General features: G+C 66.8%; 15 protein-coding genes. 4 read left to right on the top strand and 11 right to left on the bottom strand.

What is annotated here, in order from left to right; translation table 11 throughout:
* Window positions 1-31: 31 nt before the first annotated feature.
* A complete protein-coding gene (locus AWB94_RS18825) occupies window positions 32-781 on the bottom strand; it encodes an SDR family oxidoreductase (RefSeq protein WP_062656731.1) in 750 nt (249 codons plus the stop codon).
* 73 nt (window positions 782-854) lie between these two features.
* Here AWB94_RS18825 and AWB94_RS18820 point away from each other — a divergent pair, with 73 nt between their 5' ends.
* On the top strand, window positions 855-1,739 hold the full coding sequence (locus AWB94_RS18820) for a LysR family transcriptional regulator (RefSeq protein ID WP_062656730.1): 885 nt from the start codon (window positions 855-857) through the stop codon (window positions 1,737-1,739).
* 153 nt (window positions 1,740-1,892) lie between these two features.
* Window positions 1,893-2,885 (top strand): esterase family protein, encoded by a 993-nt coding sequence (locus tag AWB94_RS18815; protein WP_062656729.1) that lies wholly within the window; start codon window positions 1,893-1,895, stop codon window positions 2,883-2,885.
* Here AWB94_RS18815 and car read toward each other — a convergent pair whose 3' ends face one another.
* The 5 genes from car to AWB94_RS18790 form a co-directional block, all read right to left on the bottom strand.
* Window positions 2,886-6,386, bottom strand: coding sequence for a carboxylic acid reductase (car, locus tag AWB94_RS18810; RefSeq protein ID WP_062656728.1), 3,501 nt, complete (start codon window positions 6,384-6,386; stop codon window positions 2,886-2,888). It lies immediately after the preceding gene.
* Between the two features lie 70 nt (window positions 6,387-6,456).
* Entirely contained in the window at window positions 6,457-9,276 is a 2,820-nt protein-coding gene (locus AWB94_RS18805; RefSeq protein WP_084395143.1) for an MMPL/RND family transporter, read from the bottom strand.
* A 61-nt stretch (window positions 9,277-9,337) separates the two neighbouring features.
* Complete coding sequence (locus AWB94_RS18800) at window positions 9,338-9,736, bottom strand: MmpS family transport accessory protein (RefSeq protein ID WP_084395135.1); 399 nt, start codon at window positions 9,734-9,736, stop codon at window positions 9,338-9,340.
* A 175-nt stretch (window positions 9,737-9,911) separates the two neighbouring features.
* The gene (locus AWB94_RS18795) at window positions 9,912-10,346 is read right to left on the bottom strand and encodes a hypothetical protein (protein WP_234811790.1); all 435 of its coding nucleotides are present in this window, start codon (window positions 10,344-10,346) and stop codon (window positions 9,912-9,914) included.
* 180 nt (window positions 10,347-10,526) lie between these two features.
* On the bottom strand, window positions 10,527-11,180 hold the full coding sequence (locus AWB94_RS18790; RefSeq protein WP_062656725.1) for a TetR/AcrR family transcriptional regulator: 654 nt from the start codon (window positions 11,178-11,180) through the stop codon (window positions 10,527-10,529).
* Between the two features lie 280 nt (window positions 11,181-11,460).
* On the opposite strand from AWB94_RS18790, the gene AWB94_RS18785 reads away from it, so the two are divergent.
* Both AWB94_RS18785 and AWB94_RS18780 read left to right on the top strand, forming a co-directional pair.
* Window positions 11,461-12,678: a CaiB/BaiF CoA transferase family protein gene (locus tag AWB94_RS18785; protein ID WP_062656724.1), complete on the top strand. Its 1,218-nt coding sequence runs from the start codon at window positions 11,461-11,463 to the stop codon at window positions 12,676-12,678.
* A gap of 60 nt (window positions 12,679-12,738) precedes the next feature.
* Entirely contained in the window at window positions 12,739-13,884 is a 1,146-nt protein-coding gene (locus AWB94_RS18780; protein ID WP_062656723.1) for a thiolase family protein, read from the top strand.
* Between the two features lie 185 nt (window positions 13,885-14,069).
* Here AWB94_RS18780 and AWB94_RS18775 read toward each other — a convergent pair whose 3' ends face one another.
* The 5 genes from AWB94_RS18775 to AWB94_RS18755 all read right to left on the bottom strand — a co-directional run bounded on the left by AWB94_RS18775 (window position 14,070) and on the right by AWB94_RS18755 (window position 20,494).
* Entirely contained in the window at window positions 14,070-15,314 is a 1,245-nt protein-coding gene (locus AWB94_RS18775; protein ID WP_062656722.1) for an NAD(P)/FAD-dependent oxidoreductase, read from the bottom strand.
* Window positions 15,311-16,732: an NAD(P)/FAD-dependent oxidoreductase gene (locus tag AWB94_RS18770; protein ID WP_062656721.1), complete on the bottom strand. Its 1,422-nt coding sequence runs from the start codon at window positions 16,730-16,732 to the stop codon at window positions 15,311-15,313. The genes AWB94_RS18775 and AWB94_RS18770 overlap by 4 nt, the downstream gene beginning before the upstream one ends.
* Window positions 16,729-18,156, bottom strand: a complete 1,428-nt coding sequence (locus tag AWB94_RS18765; RefSeq protein WP_062656720.1) for an FGGY family carbohydrate kinase — start codon at window positions 18,154-18,156, stop codon at window positions 16,729-16,731. Before AWB94_RS18765 ends, AWB94_RS18770 begins: the two co-directional genes overlap by 4 nt.
* A complete protein-coding gene (locus tag AWB94_RS18760; RefSeq protein WP_062656719.1) occupies window positions 18,153-19,655 on the bottom strand; it encodes an amino acid permease in 1,503 nt (500 codons plus the stop codon). The genes AWB94_RS18765 and AWB94_RS18760 overlap by 4 nt, the downstream gene beginning before the upstream one ends.
* 77 nt (window positions 19,656-19,732) lie before the next feature.
* Window positions 19,733-20,494, bottom strand: coding sequence for a DeoR/GlpR family DNA-binding transcription regulator (locus AWB94_RS18755; RefSeq protein WP_062656718.1), 762 nt, complete (start codon window positions 20,492-20,494; stop codon window positions 19,733-19,735).
* Window positions 20,495-20,583: the final 89 nt, after the last annotated feature.

The following is a 20,583-nucleotide window of genomic DNA, read 5'->3' as shown; positions in this document are numbered from 1 at the left end:
GCGGTGAGCGTGGCGATCCCGCGGCACACCCTCAACGCGTGGTGTATCCGCCGTTGGCGAAGATCGTCTGCCCGGTGATCCAATGCCCTTCGCCGGCAAGGAAGACCGCCAGCGGAGCGATGTCGGTGATGTCGGTCAACCGGTTGCCCATGGCCTGGCTGGCATGAAACTCGGCGCGCTCCGGGGTCTCCTGCGGATAGAAGAACGGGGTGTCCATCGGCCCGGGTGCGATGTTGTTGACGTTGATCAGGCGGGGCGCGAATTCCTTGGAGGCGGCCCGGACGAAGTGCTCCACCGGTGACTTGGCACCGGCGTACGTGGAGTAGCCGTCGGTGTAGGCGGCCAGCAGTGAGGTCACGATGGTGGTCAGGCTGCCCTGGTCGTTGAGTCGCCGACCGGCTTCCTGGATGAAGAAGTACGCGGCCTTGGCGTTGATGTCGAACATCGAATCGTATTCGGCTTCAGTGGTTTCCAGAATCGGCTTCCGCAGTACCTTGCCGACGGTGTTCACGGCGATGTCCACACTGCCGAATGCCCCGACCGCTGCGTCGAACAGCGCGGTGATGTTGGCAGGAACGGTGAGGTCACCCTGGACCTTGATGGCTTGCGCTCCGGCGGCGGTCACTTCGGCCACCGTTCGATCCGCATCCGCCTCACTGGCCGCGCTGTTGTAGTGCACCGCGACGTTGACGCCGTGCTGTGCCAGCGTCTTGCTGATGAGGCCGCCGAGATTCTTGGCTCCCGCGGCGACGACTGCCGATTTCCCTTCGAGTGTGCTCATGTCACGACCGTAGCCAGAGTCTGCACAATTGAAAAACAGTAAATACCGGTGAAGCTACAAGTAGAATTTGTGGATGCTTCGTGACCTGCGCCGAGTGGAACAGTTTGTGACCGTCGCCGAGGCGGGCAGCTTCACCAGCGCCGCCGGCCGGTTACACCTCAGCCAGCAGGCGCTGAGCAGTTCGGTCCGCCAGCTCGAAATCGATCTCGGTGTTGCACTGTTCACCAGGACCGGACGCCGTATCGCCCTCACCGCCGCAGGGGCGGCATTGCTTGCCGAGTCGCGCCCCCTGTTGGCGGCCGCGCGAACCGTGCACGCCCACGTGCGCACCGCCGCGTCCGGTGAACACGCCTGGGTGGTCGGCCACAGCCCGGCGCTGAGCGGAGCCGAGGTCTACGCGCTGATGGAACCGGCCATCGACGCGTTCCCCGATCTGTCTTTCACATTTCGTCAGCTCTATCCCGACGTGCTGTCGGCGAGTGCGCGGGACGGATCGGTGCAGCTGGGCTTGCGGCGGGGGATCGCGCCCACCGGCGAATTGTCCGGCGCGGTCATCGGCTACCACCGGGTGCGCGTCGCGATGCCCAGCGCGCACCGACTCGCCGGTGCCGACTGCGTCGACATCGTCGACCTGGCCGGTGAGCGGCTGGCGTTGTGGGCGCCACCCGGGTCCTCTTACTTCAGCGACTTTCTCATGAGTGCCTGCCGCCGTGCGGGTTTCGAACCGGATTACGTCGTCAGCAGGGTGCAGGGTGCGGCGATGGTGGCCGCACCGGTGACCACCGGCGCCATCGCCATGGTGACCACCGAGCCCGGCGTCACCATGGGCGGCCGCGTCCGGGTGATCGACCTGGAACCCACGCTGATGGTGCCGGTGCAGGCGGTATGGCAACGCCACACCGTGTCGGCAGTGCGCGACGCCGTGCTGGCGGGACCTTCAGGGCACGGGGAGCGGTAGGTCCGAGATGATTCGAATGTGCTCCGCACGCTGCAGGCAGTCGGCTCCCAGTGGCCCCCGACGCATGTCGCTGCCGATGTGAGAAGCGGCACGGGTGCCCTCCCCGAGGTTTGGGTGGGGCGGCCAATAGGGTAGAAGGGCTAATCGAAGAGGATGGACCGACGCGGGGTGAGGCCATTGAGAAAGCGACTGTTGCGCTGGACTGCAAGTGTTTTGGCGGTGGCGCTGCTGCCCGCACTTGGTGCGACATTTGCCGGGGTTGGAGTCGCGGCCGCGCACTCCAGGCCGGGCCTTCCGGTGGAATACCTGCTGGTGCCGTCCGCGGCGATGGGGCGAGACATCCGGGTGCAGTTCCAGCCGGGCGGGCCGCACGCTCTGTATCTGCTCGATGGGCTGCGCGCGCAGGACGACTACAACGGCTGGGATATCAACACCCCGGCGTTCGAGTGGTACTACCGGTCCGGGTTGTCGGTGGTGATGCCCGTCGGCGGGCAGTCCAGTTTCTACACCGACTGGTATCAGCCGGCCGTCGGCAACGGTGGCACGCAGACCTACAAGTGGGAGACGTTCCTCAACCAAGAATTGCCTGCCTGGCTGTCGGCCAACAAGGGTGTCGAACCGAGTGGTAATGCGGTGGTGGGACTTTCGATGGGTGGCGCACCGGCGCTCACCTACGCGATCTACCATCCGGACCGGTTCGTGTTCGCCGGCTCGCTGTCGGGTTTCCTCAATCTGTCCCAAGGTTGGTGGCCGACGCTGGTGGGGCTGGCGATGAACGACGCCGGAGGCTTCCGGGCCAACGACATGTGGGGACCGCCGATCGACCCGGCGTGGACCCGGAACGACCCGACCCTGCACATCCCAGAACTGGTCGCCAACGGCACCCGGATCTGGATCTACTGCGGTAACGGCACGCCGGGTGATCTGGCGCCGGCGGCAACCCAGGCCAACCCGGGTGCCGGCATCCTCGAGGGCCTCACCCTGCAGAGCAACCAGAACTTCCAGCAGGCCTACCTCGCGGCGGGTGGCAAGAATGCCACCTTCAATCTGCCGCCCAACGGTCTGCACGCGTGGGAGTACTGGGGGCAGCAGTTGCAGCAGATGAAGCCGGACATCCAGCGCACGCTGGGCGTCAAGTCCACATAGTCAGAGCACGCCCAGCCGGGTCAGGTCGGTGAGGTATTTGCGGATCAAGTCCTCGGTGATGTGCGGAATATCGTGTGCTGGGCCGATTTTCGCCGATCGCACGGCTTCGCGGAACACCTCCGTGGGTGCCACCGCACCACGCAGTGGCCGCTCCGGGTGCCGATAGGCATCCAACAGCGCCAAGGCCGAGCGTTGCCGCTGCTGCTCCGGGAGGGCGCGCAGCGCTCCCTCGAAGCGGCGAACCCACTCGCTGTGATCGTCCACTCGGGTGATCGGGATGCCGGCGTCAATCAACCAATCCACGATCACATCGAGCGAAATGCCGTCGTCGTGCGGGTTCATCACGTCATACGAGCGGAAGCCGTCCAGGCTGTGGCCACCGAGGGTGGTGATGGCGTCAGCCACGAAATCGGCCGGCAGCCCGTCGTAGTGGGAGCGCGGGCGCTCGCCGGAGCCGTCCTCGGTGTAGAAGGTGCGCGGTGCCAGCCCCGTTGCCACCACACTGATCAGCAGCCTGGTGAACGCGTCCGGAATGTTGACCTGTCCGCTGAACCGGCTGTGCGCCAGGATCAGATCCGAACGGAAGACACTGACCGGCAGACCGCACAGGTCATGGGCCTCACGTAACAGAACCTCACCGGCCCACTTGCTGTTCGCGTAACCGTTGGCGTACCCGTCGTCCAGCGACCGCTGCGAGCTCACCACCCGGATGTCACCATCCTCGACGAAGTCGGGCACCGTCATGGCGACCGCCACGGTGGACAGGTACGTCACCGGCTTGATCCGGTGGCTGATCGCCAGCCGGATCACCTCGGCGGTGCCGACGACGTTGGGGCCGAACAGCTGTCCGTACGGCAGCACATGGTTGACCAACGCCGCCGGATGGACCACCAGGTCGACCTCGTGTGCCAGCCGGTGCCACGTCGCATGGTCGAGCCCGAGGTTCGGCTCGCCGATATCGCCGGGTATCACTTCCAGATGGTCGGCGGCCAGTACCCGGAATTCCTGTGCCATCGCGGGGTCCGACTCGAACACCTGGGCCAGCCGGCGCCGCGCCGACTCGGCATCGTCCCCGCGCACCAGGGCGATCATCCGGCCACCGGTGGCCGCCAACCGCTGCAACCATTCCAGCGTCAGGAACCGGCCGAGATACCCGTTGGCGCCGGTCAGCAGCACGGTCTGGACGCGATCGGTGACCGGCAGCGCGGACGGTGCCGCAGCCAAGGTCGCGTCGTCGATGAACTTGTCCAACGTGAGGTCCGCGGCCGAGACGGAGCTGACGCCACTGCCGTGCACACTCGTTGCGGTGGGACGGGTACCGCCGGCCGCCCGCTCGGATTCGACGTAGGCCGCCACCGTCGCCAGATCTGCCGAGGGCCCGATGATCACTCCGACCGGAACCTCCACACCGAACACCTCGCCCAGGAGATTCGAGAAGTTCAACGCGGACAATGAGTCCCCGCCCAGATCGGTGAAGTGCTCGTCGGCCTTCGGCGCCGCCCCCGGTAACCCGAGCAGCGCCTGGGCCGCGCCGGCCACGGTGATCAGCACGGGTTGCGTGGCGGCGGCCTCCCGCAGCGCCCGCAGTTCGTCGCTGCGGGCGGCCGCCAACTCGGTGTACAGCCGCTCCAATCGCTCGCCGTAGTGTTCTTTGAGCTTGGGCCGCAGCAGCTTACCGACACCGGAGAGCAGACCGTTGGCGGTGGTGAACGGCTGCGTCTCGATCAGGAAGTCGACGGGCACCTCGTAGGACTGCAGGTCGGCGGCGCGCGCGGTGGCCCGTAGCGCGTCGTGCACCGCCACCTTCAGGTCATCGTGGTCGCGATGGCGGGCGAGCGCCTCCTCGGTGGGCACGACCACGGCCAACAGCGATGATCGTTCGCTGTTGCCGTAGACGAAGATCTGCCGCACCAGCGGCGCACCGGCGTAGACGGCCTCCAGATGGGAGACCGCGACGAATTCACCCTGGGCGAGTTTGAGGACGTTGTTGCGGCGGTCGACGTACACCAGGCGGTCGGGCGCGATCTCGGCCATGACGTCACCGGTGCGGTAGTACCCGTCGGCATCGAAGACCTCGGCCGTCACATCGGGCCGCTTGTAGTACCCCGGTGTCGCGGTGGCGGTCCGCACCAGCAGCTCACCACGCGGATACGGGCGGTCGGTGCCGAAATAGCCGAGTTCGGGCACGTCGACCAATTTGTAGTCGAGCACCGGCGGCCGGCTGACGACACCGTCACGGGTCACCCCACCCACCTCGGTGAGGCCGTACACGTCGAACAGCGGTGCCTCCAGCGTGCTTTCGAGAAATGCCCGCATCTCCGGCGCCAGGGGAGCGGTGCCGACGAATCCGTTGAGCACCCGGCCGCCCAGCAGGTGCTCACGCAGTTCGGTCTTGGCGTGGGCGGCCGCCTCGGCTGCGGTCTCACCGTCGCTGCGCAGCCGATCGACCCGGGTCTGGTAACGCTGGTAGAGCATGTCGACGACGCGGGGCACCACCGCGAGTTGGGTGGGACGCACCAGTTGCCAGTCCTCGAACAGGGTGGACAGATCCGGCTCGGGAACGAAGTAGCTTGTGCCGCCGGCCTGGAACGACGCGACCAAGGCGATTCGGCCACCGAGGTGGTTGAGGGGCATGAAGTTCACGTTGCGCACCGGCACCTCGCCGTCGGCGACGAATCCGCTGGTCCACATCATCGCGAGCATGCGTTCGGTCCACATCGCGCCCTTGGGCAGCCCGGTGCTGCCCGAGGTGTAGAGGATCATGGCCAATCGCTGATCGTCGGCCCCGTCGTAGCCGGGTGGCACCGGAAGTCCTTCGCCACGGGCGACGACGTCGGCCAGGATTTCGACGGTGACGGATCGATCGGCGAGGCGGGTGCGGGCCCGCTGCAGCGCTTCCCGTTGGTCGTCGATCGCCGGCTGGTAGTCGAAGACGGTGAGCCGGCGCACCGAGGGGCTCTGCACCGCACACTCGATGGCGAGGTCCAGGTAAGCGGCGCTCACGGCCAGTACTCGCGGCTCCGTCTCGGCCAAGATCGGCAGGAGCCGCGACGCCGGTGAATTGTGCTGTAGCGGAACGGCTACCAACCCCAGATAGTTGCTCACCAAGTCGACGGTCAGGTAATCGGCACTGGCGAAGCCGATGGTGGCCACGAAGTCGCCGGGACGCACCGGCTGCTCGTCGGCGCTCCAGGCCGCCGCGATGGCCGTCACGTTCGACCACAACCGCCGGTACGTGAGGGTGTCGAAATGTTGGAGCAGCCGCTGCTCGGTACGGCCGGTGCCAGGATTCCGGACCACCGAGCCGGCACGGGTACCCAGGGCGGGCCGGTCGGCATAACTCTGGGCGTAGATCCGCAGGATCTCGGCCAGCCGCGTGCCGGGGCGACGGGCGGCTTCGACGACGGCCGCGGAGGGGCGCGCCCCCTGCAGATCGGCATCGGTGGCGTACAGCCAGGCCAGTCGTTCGGTCCGGACATCCGGGCGGATTTCGGTGGTCATGGCGCACCTTTCGTCAACGTCACTCTAAGTATAGAACGCTATACTCAGAGCGACGGTGCGGCCACCCCGGTCACACGGGCGTGGTGACCGGGTCCACAGGTGTCGACCGTGCGCGCAGGCGCGGCGGCAGCGGACGCTGCCGGATGAACGTCGGCCACCAGAACCATGGGCCGAGCAGCCGCACCAGGCACGGGACGATGAAGGACCGCACGATCAAGGTGTCGAGTAGCAACCCGATGCACACCGTCGAACCGACCTGGCCGATGGTGCGCAGATCGCTGGACAGCATGGCCAGCATGGTGAACGCGAACACCAGCCCGGCCGAGGTCACCACGCCGCCGGTGCTGCCGAGCGCGCGGACCAGTCCGGTGTTGATGCCGGCGTGCACCTCCTCCTTCAGCCTGGCGATCAGCAACAGGTTGTAGTCGGAGCCGACCGCCACCAGGATGATGAACGTCAGCGGCAGGATCAGCCAGTGCAGTGGCAAGCCGATCAGGTGTTGCCAGATCAGCACCGACAACCCGAAAGCGCCGGCGAACGAGAACGCCACCGTGCCGGGAATCACCAAGGCGGCCACCAGGCTTCGCGTGATGAACATCATGATGAGGAAGATCAACACGAACGCGGCGATCGCCGCGATGAGCAGGTCGGACTTCGCGTACTCCTGGATGTCCCGGTTGTTGGACCCCGACCCGCCGATGTAGATCTTCGCGCCCGCCAGTGAGGTCTCCTTGAGCGCCACCTTGATGGCGTCGGGGAACTGCTCGACGTGGTCGATCCCTTCCTGCCCCATGGCATTTCCTTCATGGGTGACGATGAGGCGAGCCGCTTTTCCGTCCGGCGACATCATCAACTCCATGCCGGTCTTGATGTCCTCGTTGTCGAAGGCCTCCCGCGGAATGTAGAAGAAGTCGTCGCTGCGTGCGGTGTCGAAATCGTTGCCCACGTTGATCATGTCGTCGAAGGTCTGATCGGTGTTGTCGGCCTGGATGTTGGACGGCCCGTAGGTGTTGACGATCAGCGCCTGCAGACCCTGCATGTCGTCGGCCATGATCTTCAGTTGCGAGACCATCTGCGGCAGCAGTTTGTCGACCACCTCCAGTGAAGCGACCGCGTCCTTGATGTCACCGGCCAGACTGTCGACGCTGTCGAGCATGTCGAACAGTGAACGGAAAGCCCAGCATGCGGGGATGTCGAAACAGTGCGGCTCCCAATAGAAGTAGTTGCGTAGTGGCCGCATGAAGTCGTCGAGGTTGGCGACCTCGGAATTCATCTGGTCGGTGACCTGCTGCATATCCTCCATGGTGACGACGGTGTCGTGCATCTCGTCGGCCAGCTTCTGAGTCAGGGTGATCATCTTCTGTAGCACCGTGATGGTGTGCGCCATGATCTGCGCCTGCTGGTCGGTATTGCTGTTGGACTGCCGGACGAACGGCAGCTGCATCCCGTTGCCGCTGCCCTGGGTGGTGAAAAGATAAGGCAGGCTGGCATGCTCGAGCGCCCTGCCCATCGGCCGGGTGATGCTCTGCACCATCGCCACGCCGGGCAGGCGCATCAATGCCTTGGCGGCACGGTCCAGCGAGATGAAGTCCGCCGAGTTACGCATGTCGTGGTCGGATTCGATCATCAACATCTCGCTGAACAGCTTGCTCTGCGGGAAGTGCCGCTCGGCGGCTTGGAATCCTTGGTTGGCCGGCGCGTCGGTCGGCTGATAGGCGCGGTCGTCGTAACTCACCCGGTAGGTGGGCACGAAGACCGCTCCGAGGGAGACGATGGTAACGGCGGCGACCAGGATCGGCTTGGGCCACCGGACCACGCTGGTGCCGATGCGCCGGTACAGCCTGGCTTTGACGGTGCGTTTGGGATCGAACAGGCCGAACAGGCTGCCGAGGCTCAGCAGGGCGGGCACCAACGTGAGCGCGCCGGTGATGGTCAGCACCATGCTGATCGCCACCGCGGGCCCCATGGTGTGGAAGTAGTTCAGCCGGGCGAAGCTCAGGCAGAAGCAGGCCCCGGCGATCGTCAGCCCGGATCCGATGATGACGTGCGATACGCCTCGGTAGGCAGAGTAGTAGGCGTCCTCGCGGGTTTCGCCATTCAGGCGTGCCTCGTGGTAGCGGCCCAGCAGGAAGATGCCGTAATCGGTGCCCGCGCCCAGCGTCAGCGAGACGACCATGTTGACGGCGAAGGAGGACAGCTCGATGTACCCGAAATGCCCGAGGGTCGCGATCACGCCTTTGGCGGCCAGCATGAGCACCAGCACCCCGAACAACGGCACCAGCAGCGTCGTGATCGAACGGTAGACCAGCAGCAGCATGAAGATGATCAGGAAGATCGTGACGATGGTGATGTTGTTCAGGCTGGAATTCGCGATGTTCACGGTATCCGCCGCCAGTGGAGCCGCACCGCTGACATAGACCTTCAGGCCCTGCGGGGGACTGTCTTTCGCGACGATATCGCGCACCGCGTTGACCGAGTCGTTGGCCTGGATCTGCCCGATGTCGCCGGCCAGTCGCAGCAGCACGTAGGCGGACTTGCCGTCCAGGCTCTGGGCGCCGGCCGCCGTGATCGGCCGACCCCAGGTGTCCATCACATACTGCACGTGTGCGGTGTCGGCGCGCAGCCGGCGTACCAGGTCGTCGTAATACTGGTGGTCGGCTTCGGCCAGTGGATGGTCGGCCTCCAGCACCAGCATGGTCATGCTGGTGGAGGTCGACTCCTGGAACTTCTGCCCGATCTGCAGCATGGCGACCTGCGACGGTGCGTAGTGCGGCACCAGCGGACCGGCGAGCTCTTCGGCCACCCGTTCCACCTGTGGCACGAAGGTATTGGTACATACGGCCAGGATCGCCCAGAACACGATGATGGGGACCGCCAGGATGCGCACCATCCTGGCGAAGAAGGGCCGGCCCGCCCGGTGTGCGCTCATGCGGCCCCCTCGCAAGCGCCGCTCATGCCGACTTCACCCGACAGGTGACGTTGGCGTCCTGGCGGTCGTCGGAATGCTCGTCGCGCACAACATCGTTCACCAAGATGCGACATCCGACCTGGCCGCCTCGCACCTGTGCGGACAAGCTCCCGGAAACCACGGTCAGAGTGGTCGTCTCGTCGTGCGACCAGGGCAGATCGGTCAGGTCTTCCTGGTGCGGATGCCCTTCGATATCGACGTAGGAGACGATCCCGCCGCTGCCGGGGGAGCCGTACAACTCATAGGTCAATTTCTTCGGGGTGAATTCCGGCGGCGCCTGTGGCAGATTCACCGCGACGACCGGTCCGGGCGCGGACATCTCATGCACCTTCCACATGCACAGCGCGCCGATCCCGAGGGCGATGACGGTCACCAACGGCATCCACCCGCGCACGAGCATCGTCCGGCCAGACGGCTGAGGGCTCACCACAACACCTTTCGGCTTTCCCGGCGGGGCGGGCGACGCGGAGCTATATCAATAACATTGATATATGGACCGATGAACATTACCAGTGCTTTCACGATCGATCGGAGGTTCGAAACCTGTGAATCGGCTGTCAGGCCGGTTGGGGCGTTACCACCGGGACCCGGGGGATGCGGCGCTTGAGAGCCTTGTTCCGAAGGATCTGCATGGTGATGTTCAGCGACGAGAACATCGGGATCACCCCCAGGAAGGTCCGCTCCGACGGGGTGGCCCCGTGCAGGTGCTCGAGGCTGCCCAACACGTAGAAGCAGCCGAGACTGAATATGGCGGCGGGAATCGAGAAGGCCAGTAAAGAACTGCGATCGGCGATCGCTTGTTTGGCGAAGTCGAGCTCGTCCTGGGTCATCGGCTCCAGCTTTCGGACCTTGTTGAGCATCGCCTTGGTGCCACCGACTTCTTCACCGAACGCCGATACCGGCCGAAGTCGGATTCGGCGCGTGTGGACGAACATACCGGTCGCGAACATCAGAAGCCCCACGAAGGCGACCACCGCCAGGTCGCCGAACATCCTGGAATCCATACGCTGTTCCCTTGCCCCGCCGTCAGATTGGCGAGCATCCGCGCAGGCGCCCACTCGCCGATGACCTGCAGACGCTACCTCAAGTTGCTTGAGATGCCGACCGGCGGGGAGAAAGTCACAGATTCCGCGAACGGGAATAATTCCCACACGGCAGCAACGGCGGGTGACCTAACCGGACCCGACGAATCCGTGCGCGACGAAGTCCCAAACCTCCTGCGCGGAAGTGGGCTTGCCGGGGGTGACGTCGTTGCCACTGTATTGAGCGAGCAACATCACGGTCTTCATGGTCATCGCCGCCAGCCGCCGCGGTCGGATGCCCGGACGCAACCTCCCGGCGTCGGCGGCTTGCTCCATCAATTCGGTAAGGAGGGTCAGCAACGGGGTGTGGGCCGCCATCACCTCCGACGGGTGCGACACCGACAGGCGCGGCGCGAAGTCGGTGAACAGCGGTCGTTTGGCGGTTGGGTCGGGACATGTCGACTCGAACAACAACTCGACGGCGACCTCGAGGCGCTCGAGCGGGTCGGTTCGGTCGGCGACGGCGGCCCTGATCTGGTCGGCCGAGCGGGTTATCGCATCTTCGAACAGGGCGAGGAGCAGCTCGTGCTTGCCGTCGAACTGCAGGTAGAAGCTGCGCAGTGACTGGCGGGAGCGGTCGACGACTTCTTGCACGGTGAAGTCGGTGCTGCCCTTTTCGATGATGATCGCCTGCGCGGCGTCAAGAAAGCGCTGAGAGCGCTGAGCTGCGCGAAGCTTGGCCGTCCTGACGGACCGCTCGACAGCGCGCTGCTTCCACGCCGGTTCCTCGCTTGTGTTGGTCACTCGCCACTCCGCTGTATAGCGCTTCGGAGGAGCATGTCTGGACTGTACCGGAGAAGGTATGACATGTCCCGCGTCCAACCTCCGAGCTTCCCCGATTCGGAGATCGTAACTCTCCTCGATGAGATGATTGTTCTCGTGCTTGCTTTGGCCGAGAATATGGGTGACGGCTGCTCCCGGGCCGCTCGTTGTGCACCCTGGGGCCTGCTGCCCTGCCGGGCCGGTGTTGCCGGCGGGTGCCGACATGGTTATGTGAATCCGTGAGCGAGTTCACGAGCGAACCATGAGATCGACCAGTACCGCGCCACTTGCCGGCATCACCGTCATCGCCATGGAACAGGCGGTGTCGGCACCGATGTGCACCCGGGTGCTGGCCGATTTCGGGGCCAGGGTGATCAAGATCGAAAACCCGGTGGGCGGCGATTTCGCGCGCAGCTACGACGATGTCGTGCTGGGGCAGGCCGCGCACTTCGTCTGGGCCAACCGGGGCAAGGAATCACTGACCCTGAACCTGAAGTCCGCGGCCGGAATGGAGGTGCTGCACCGCTTGCTCGACAGTGCCGACGCCTTCGTCTCCAACCTGGCGCCCGGCGCGACGGCCCGGCTCGGACTCTCGCCGGCCGATCTGAAAGTGCTGCACCCGCAAGTTATCCCGCTGGAGATCGACGGCTACGGCCCGGGTGGCCCGATGTCGCACAAGCGGGCCTACGACCTGCTGGTACAGGCCGAGTCGGGTTCGTGTGCGGCCACCGGTCACGCCGGGATGCCGGCCAAGCCGGGCGCCGCCGTCGCCGACATCACCACGGGTCTGTACTCGGCGCTGTCCATCATGGCCCTGCTGCTGGGCCGGGCCCGCCACGGCGACACCGGACCGGCGCCATCGGTGGCGGTGAGCCTGTTCGACACCATGACCGACATCCTGGGTTACCAGCTGACGTTCACCCAGCACTCCGGGGTCGACCAGATCCCCTTGGGCATGAGCTCACCGGCCGTGGCACCTTACGGCTCCTTCGCCACCAGAGACGGGCAGACGGTGGTACTGGGTACCACCAACGACCGTGAATGGCAGCGACTGGCCCGGGACATCATCGACCGCCCCGACCTGGCCGACGACCCGCGGTTCGCCACCAACTCCGACCGTTGTGCGCACCGCGACGAGCTGAACGCCGCCATCGGAACCTGGTGCGCCCAGCATGATCTGGCGTACATCCAGCGGACCGCCGACCGGGCCGGGATCGGCAATTCGCGCTACAACCTGCCCAGTGAGGTCATCGCCCATCCGCACCTGCGTGCCAGGGACCGCTGGCGGGAGGTCGACACCCCCAACGGGAAGATCGAGGCGCTGCTACCGCCGCCGGTGATCAGCGATTTCGAGATGGGTATGGGTGCCGTGCCGGGACTGGGGGAGCACACCGACGCGCTGCTGCATGAACTCGGGTACTCGGCCGACGACATCGCCACCATGCGGACCGACGGTGCCATCGGGCCGACCTACCCATGAGCCGCCTGCGGCATCAATCCGGCGGAACCTGGGCTGGCGGACCTGCAAAGGAGAATCCAGATGCGTGAAACCGTGATCGTCGGGGCCGTGCGCACCCCGGTGGGAAAGCGCAACGGCGGATTGTCCGACCAACACGCCGCAGACCTGTCCGCCGTAGTGCTCAAGGAACTCGTCGAACGCACCGGAGTGGACCCCGACGTCATCGACGATGTGGTGTGGGGCTGCGTCTCCCAGGTGGGTGATCAGTCCAGCAATATCGGGCGTTACTCGGTGCTGGCCGCGGGCTGGCCCGAGCACATTCCGGGAACGACCGTCAACCGGGCGTGCGGATCCAGCCAGCAGGCACTGGATTTCGCCGTGCAGGCGGTGATGTCCGGACAGCAGGACATCGTGGTCGCCGGCGGGGTGGAGGTGATGAGCCGGGTACCGCTGGGCGCGGCACGCCAGACCGGCCAACCGTACGGCCCGAAAGTGCTTGCCCGGTACGACAACTTCTCGTTCAACCAGGGCATCTCGGCCGAGCTGATCTGCCAGAAATGGAACCTGTCCCGCACCCGCTGTGACGAATACTCCGCACGCTCACATGAACGGGCCGCCGCCGCACAGGATGCGCACGCCTTCGTCGAACAGATCGTCCCGGTGTTCACCGACGGCGACGTCGTCGCCGCCGACGAGGGCATCCGGCGCGGCACCACCGTCGACAAACTCGCCGGGCTCAAGCCGGCGTTCACCGAAGACGGCATCATCCACGCGGGCAACTCGTCACAGATCTCCGACGGGGCGGCTGCGCTGCTGGTGATGACGGCCGAGCACGCGGTGCAGCTCGGCTTGGCCCCGCTGGTCCGGTACCGGGCCGGTGTGGTCACCGGGGCCGATCCGGTGCTCATGCTCACCGGCCCGATCCCCGCCACCGAGAAGGTACTGCGCAAGGCCGGCGTCGGCATCGACGAGGTCGGCGTGTTCGAGGTCAACGAGGCGTTCGCCCCGGTGCCGCTGGCCTGGCTGGCCGAGACGGGCGCCGACGAGGCCAAGCTGAATCCGCTGGGTGGGGCCATCGCCCTCGGGCACCCGCTGGGCGCCTCGGGCGCGGTGCTGATGACCAGGATGATCCATCACATGCGCGACAACGGAATCCGCTATGGCCTGCAGACCATGTGTGAAGGCGGCGGCACCGCCAATGCCACGCTGGTCGAGCTCGTCGCCTGACAGCAGCGGACGTCGGGGAAGACCTCGGCCTGTGGCGGTTTCGGATCACCGCGGCGATGAACGATCCGTCACCACGGCGACGCGCTGCCGGGTCGCCCGGTCATCGACTCGGCGGCTGCGGCGCGAAAGTTCGAGTGATGTGCGCCGTGAGCGCCAAATGGATGCGTCAGAGCGGCCTGCCGCATTCAGCCGGTGACCGAGACGGTCACCGGTCCGCCGCTGGGGTCCGCACCGCCGAGTAGGCGGGACGGCACCCGGAACACCCGCCCGGGCGATGCGGGCCAGGGCAACGTCTTTCGGGCGATGACCCGGCCGTCCTGGCGGATCGTGACCGTGGGAACGCGGACCAGGCGATCGGTCCACAACAGCAGCCGTCCACGCGCCGGCGCATCGTCACCCGGGCGCACGATACCCGGGGTGATCCACCGCAGCGGCGCCAAGGCGTGCAGCCGCAACCCGTCCTCGGTAGCTGTCGCACCGCGCAGGAAAGCCCGCACCGGGTCGGCGACGTGCTGACCGTCGAGCGCTGCGATATCGGCGGTGTCCACCGGGTGCAGGAGATTGCCGACCGCGAAAACGCCGGGGCGGCTGGTCCGCAACGCGGTATCGGTCAGTGGGCCGAGTGTCTTCGGGTCCATCGCCAGACCGGCGCTGCGGGCCAGCTCGTGGTCGGGAATCCAGTCGCCGGTCAGCACCAGCGTGTCGCACTCCACGATGCGGCGCCGACCGGTGTCGAGGTTCTCGACCTCCACCGCCTGCAGCGCCGGTTTTCCGATGACGCGGACCACTCGGCTGCGCGTGGCCACGTTCAGGCCCAACAACGGCGAGCGGCCGGCGAGGTTGAACACCGCGTAGGACTCCGGCGACGCGTGCGTGGTGGTCATCAGCACGGTCTCACATCCGGCATGCCGGAGAGTGAGAACCGCGGAGTAGCTGACCAGTTCGGCGCCCACCACGACCGCACGCCGGCCAACGGAACGGTGCTTGAGATGCACCAGGTTCTGCAGGAGGCCGGTGGTGTAGATACCGGACGGGCGGTCGCCCGGGATCATCCGGGCCGGCCTCGGCCGCTCGCGGGCGCCGGTGGCCAGAATGACGGCGCCGGCGTCCAGGCGGTAACGCCCCTGTGGTGAGGTGATTTCCAGCGCACGGTCGCCGGCCCAGCCGGTCACCATGGTGTCGGTGCGAATGGTGGCCCCGGCGCGGGTCGCCCGGCGGACCAGCCGGCGGGCGTACTCAGGGCCGCTGAGAAACCGTTTGAGATCGCGGATGCCGTATCCCGGGTGGTCGCTGTGCCGGGGAATGCCACCGGCCGCCGACTCGCGTTCCAGCACGACCACATCGAGGCCGGGGGCGAGTTCGGCCGCGGCGGTGAGACCGGCCGGTCCGCCGCCGACGATCACGACGTCGACGGACTTGCTGGTGCTCACAGTGCGATCTCCTGGGGATGGGTGGTGCGTGCGGGCACCGGGCCGGCCGGTGCGGCGTCGAGGAACTCCTGCACTTCGGCGCCGCAGTAGAAGCCCTGGCAACGTCCGTTCATGACGCGGGTGCGCCTGCGCAGGCCGTCCAGGTCCGCCGGGGGGATCGCGGATCGGCAGGCGTCGCGCAGCTCACCCGCGGTGACCCGTTCGCAGAAGCAGACGATCTTGCCGTACGCGGGGTCGGCGGCGATCCGGTCGGCGTCCTGGTACGGGCGGGTGAACGCCTCACCCAGGTTCGGCATTCGCGGCGGGGCGGGCAGCTCGTGCTTGGGCACGAGAACCAGTCCTGCCGAACGCAATTCGGATACGGCGTGCTCACCGATCGCCATACCCGCGGTCAGGCCCGTGGACCGGATGCCACCCACCAGCAGGTACCGCTGACCCGCGTCGGGGGCGATGAGGTAGTCGCCGTAGTCGATGGCGGCGCGCAAGCCGGAGTACGTCGCGGTCACCTCCTCGGCGAGCAGATCGGGCATCAGCTTGTGGCCCTTGTCCAGCAGGAACTCGAATCCTGTTTCCGTCGTGCCCGTCGCGGTGCGGTCCTGGAGGTCTTCGGAGGTGGGCCCCAGCATGACGTTGCCGTAGATGGTCGGGCTCACCAGCACACCCTTGCCGCGGGCGGTGGGGACCGGCAACACGATCTTGTCGACCAGCCGGCGCGCCAGCTTGTCGTACACGATCAACTCACCACGCCGCGGTGTCACGGCGAACCGCTGGAATCCGAACCGGGCGTCGACGACGTCGGCGCCCAGCGCGGCCGCGTTGACCACCCAGCGGCTGGTGACCGGCCCGGCGGTGGTGTGCAGCGTGGTGAATTCCGGTCCCACGTCGACTCTTTCGACCCGGTGGCCACGCAGCAGGGTGGCGCCCCGGTTCACGGCGTCGGTGGCCAGTGCCAGGTTGACCGTCCACGTACAGATGATCGACTCGTCGGGTACGGTCAACCCGCCCAGGGCGCCGGGCCCGAGGTGGGGAATCTGCCGGTACACCTCTGCCGCATCGATGATCTCGCAGTGCCGGTAGCCGTTGGCGACGGCCTTGTCGCGCAGGCCGGGGAGGGCGTCGAGCTGTTCGTCGTCCCAGGCGACCAGGATGGCGCCGGTGTGCTCGATCGGGATGCCGGTGTGGCGGGCGTATTCGGACAGCAGCGCGTAGCCGCGGCTGACCATGGCGGATTCCAAGGTGCCGGGCTTGGCGTCGAATCCGGTGTGCAGGATCGCGGTGTTGGCCTTACTGGTGCCGTCCCCGACATCGTCTCGGGCGTCGAGCAGCGCCACCGAGAGTTGGTGGCCGGACAGTTCGCGGGCGATGGCCGCGCCGACGATCCCGGCGCCGATCACGACGACGTCATGGATGGTGTTCACTCGGGGTTCCTAGGGTGCGGGTAGGTGGTGGAGGCCAATGCTCGCCAAACCGAACGGAATTCGGTGGAGCGCTCGGGACTCCAGGCCGGCTCGTAACTGGCCGAGGCCGACCAGTGTGGGATGACACCGGACAGCTCGCGGTCGGGATGCAGACTCAGCTGGGCCAGCGCCGCGGCGCCCAGTGCCGTGGCGTGTGGTGACGGGTAGACGTCGACGGGGACCTGCAACATGTCGGCGACCGCCTGCATGAGCACTGTGGACCGGGTCAGGCCGCCGTCGGCGCGCAGCCGGGTCAGCGTGGTCTGCGGTCCGATGGCCGCCACCAGTTCCGCGATCTGGGCGGCGATGCCCTGCAGCAGCGCCAGCACCAGGTGGCCCCGTTCGCTGGACAGCGTCATCCCGGAAAACGTTGCGGTGGCACCCGACTGCCACCACGGCGCGGCCAGGCCGGCCAGGGCGGGGACGCACAGCACACCGGCGTTGTCCGCCGCGGCGACGGCGTCCAGGTCGGCAGCACCGCTGATGATGCCCAGCGAGGCCAGCCACCGCACCGCTGACGCAGCGGTGTAGACCTGCCCGTCGACGCAGAAAGTGTCGCGCCCGGCCACCCGCCAGGCCACCGAGGAGGTCAGCCCGGTGTTGGAGAGCACCGGCGTGCTGCCGGTGTTCGCCAACAGGAAGGCACCGGTACCGAAGGTGCATTTCGCGGTGCCCGCCGTCAGACAGCCTTCGGCCAGCAGTGCCGCCTGCTGGTCGACGACGATACCGCCGACGGGCACATCGCCTCCGAATGACGAAGTGCTACCGATCATCTCGTCGTTCCCGGCGATTCTGGGCATCGACTCGGCGGAGAGCCCGAAGATCTCCAGGAGATCGGGGCTCCAGCCGTCGCCACCCAGGTCGGTGAGCAGCGAGCGGCTGGCGGTGGTGGCGTCGGTGACGAACTCGCCGGTCAGCTGGTGCAGCAGCCAGGTGTCCGAGGTCGTCACCACGCCGGCGGCCTCGACGTTGCGGCGCAGCCACGCCATCTTGGGGGCGGAGAAGTAGGGATCGAGCACCAGACCGGTTCGTGTCGTGAGGGTTTCGCTGTGACCGGACAGCTCCGAGCACAGCGATTCGGCTCTGCGGTCCTGCCAGACGATGGCCTGGGTCAGCGGTCGCCCGGTGACCGGGTCCCAGGCCAACACCGTCTCGCCTTGATTGGCCAGCGACACCGCCGCGATGGGCCGGCGTGCCTCGGCGACCGCCGCACGCCCGGCCGTCAAGACCGACTCCAGCAGCTCGCCGGGGTCTTGCTCCACCCCGCCGCCGTCCAGATAGCGTGGGTGCACGGGCACCTCGGCGACCCCGCAGACGCCGTCGGCGGGGTCCACCACGATGGCCTTGGTGCCCGAGGTGCCTTGGTCGATGGCCAGCACCGTCATGGAGTGCCGACTTCGTCGAGTTCGGCGTCGATGGAGCGCATCTCGGGCATCCGCAGACCGTGGGTACCGCGGGTGATCAGCAGGTAGCCGAGGTAGACGGCGCCGAGCACGACCATCACCAGGACGTAGAGCCAGGGGTCACGGAAGGACGCGTCGCGGAACAACGACAGTTCGAACACCAGCCACACCACCGCGACGACGATGATCGGCAGTTCGAATCGGCCCAGGCTGAAGCCGGCGCTGCGGGGAAGCCGACGCCGTTTTGCGATGTAGAGCGCCACGGTGATCGCGTAGATGATCGCGGGCAGAAGCGTTGCGGCCGAGAACAGTTTGAACAGGGCGTCGGTGCTGGTGGAGAACAGCCCGAGGATGGCCGCCGCGACGACGGTCATGAACACCGTGGCGTTCAGCGGCGTCTTGAAACGCGGTGAGACGGTGCGCAGCACCTGCCAGCCGGGGAAACGCTCGTCGCGCGACATGGCCCACACCAGTCGCACCCCGGTCATCAGGATGACCAGACCGCACGCGAAGATCGCGATGGCGACCAGCACCAGCAGCGCGGTGCCGACGAACGAGCCGAGGATGTCCTGGATGACGTCGGCGATCGGGGTGCCGGACCCGGCCAGCTCACCGGGGTTGCTCACCGCCGCCGTCACCACGAGCAGGAACAGGAAGCCGAGCACACCGGACGCCAGCACCGCTTGCCACATGGCCCGGGGGACAACCACTTCGGGCCGTTTGGTCTCCTCGGCGAGATTGGCGGCGGATTCGAATCCGACGATGGTGAAGGCGCCCAGCAGGAAGCCGAGCATCCACGGGCCGGCCGAGGTCGCGGTACCGAAGCTCCAGTAGTTCTCCGGCGACACATCCCCGGTGGAGAACAGGTTGCCCACGTGCAGCTTGTGTGCGACGACGCCGACGATGAGCAGCAACGCCACCAGCGCGACCATGCCGATGAGTTCGGCGGTCACCGCGAAGTTGTTGACCCGCTCGGTCCATTTCGTCGACAGCCCCACCAGGACAGCCTGCAGCACCAGGACCGTCGCGGTGATCAGAAATGCGGTGGCTGGGGTGCCCTGGAAGCCGAACAGGGCGGGCAGCACCGTGGCGGCCACCGTGTAGTCGACGGCGCTGACCACGATGGCCAGGAAGGTGAACGACACCCACCCGGTGATCCAGCCGAGCACGGGATTGGCCAGCCGCGACACCCATTGGTAGGCGTAGCCGGTGACGGGGATACGCGCGGCGAGTGCCCCGATGAGCAGGGCGACGGCGAGCTGGCCGATGACCACAATGGGCCATGTCCAGATGCCCAGCGGTCCTGAGGAATTGAGGACGCTGCCGTAGGTGGTGAAGATGCCGGTGGCGATCGAGACGAAGGCGAAGGCCACCGCAAACGACGCGAACCGGCCGGTGGTGCGCTCGAAGGATTCGCGATAGCCGAAGCGGGCGACGCCGGACGCGTCTGCCGCGTCCGGGGATGTGGGATCATGTGTCACGGATCGTGCTTTCTGACTGGTTTTGAATGTTCGGTCCGGCGGGCGGCGCTGCAACGCCGCCCGCACCCTTTTGGCCGTCACGCTGACAGCACGACACCTCCCGCCTCGCGGATGGCCGCGGTGACCGCCGGCGCGGAATCCCGCTCGGTGATCAGTCCGCTGACCGCAGCCAACCCGCACACCCGATGTGGTGCGATCTGGCCGAGCTTGGACGAGTCGGCGAGGATGAACGATCGGGCGCTGTTGGCGATGATGGTGCGCCGGGCATCGACCTCTGCGAGGTGGTAGTCGGTCAGCCCGGCGGTGGCGTCCACGCCGCCGGATCCGATGAACGCGATATCGGCGTAGAGGTCGGCAAACATCGCCTTGGCGTGCGCGTTCGAGCAAGCCAGATCGCCGCCCCGGACGTGTCCGCCGGAGACCAGGACGTCGATGCCGGGCCGGCCTGCCAGTTCGACCGCGACCAGCAGTGAGGGCGTGGCGACGGTGCCGCGCCAGCCGTGCGGGATGGCCCTGGCCACCTCCACGGCCGTGGTACCGATGTCGATGGTGATGGTCTGCCCCGACTCCAGCAGGCCGGCCGCCAGCCGGGCCATCTCGGACTTGGCCGGTCGATTGATGCCGGCGCGTTCGGTGAAGGACGGCTCCTCACCACGTGGTGCGACGGTGGCGGCGCCGCCGTGCACCCGGCGAATCGCCCCACGTTCCTCCAGAAGGGCCAGGTCACGGCGGACCGTCTCGGCAGACACGCCGAGCATCCGGACGAGCTCGTCGGTGCTGATCGTCGAGGCGGTGTTGACCGCGTCGACGATGGTGTCGTGCCGAACGACCGGAAGCATGCGCACCCACCTATGTGGAAACCTGACTGAAGATGCCTGTAAGTGTGGATTGCTGACCGAATACCGTCAAGCCGAACGGTGAGTTGCAC

The organism is Mycolicibacterium canariasense, from assembly GCF_002101555.1.
GTDB lineage: Bacteria > Actinomycetota > Actinomycetes > Mycobacteriales > Mycobacteriaceae > Mycobacterium > Mycobacterium canariasense.
This window is presented reverse-complemented; position numbering and strand designations above follow the sequence as displayed.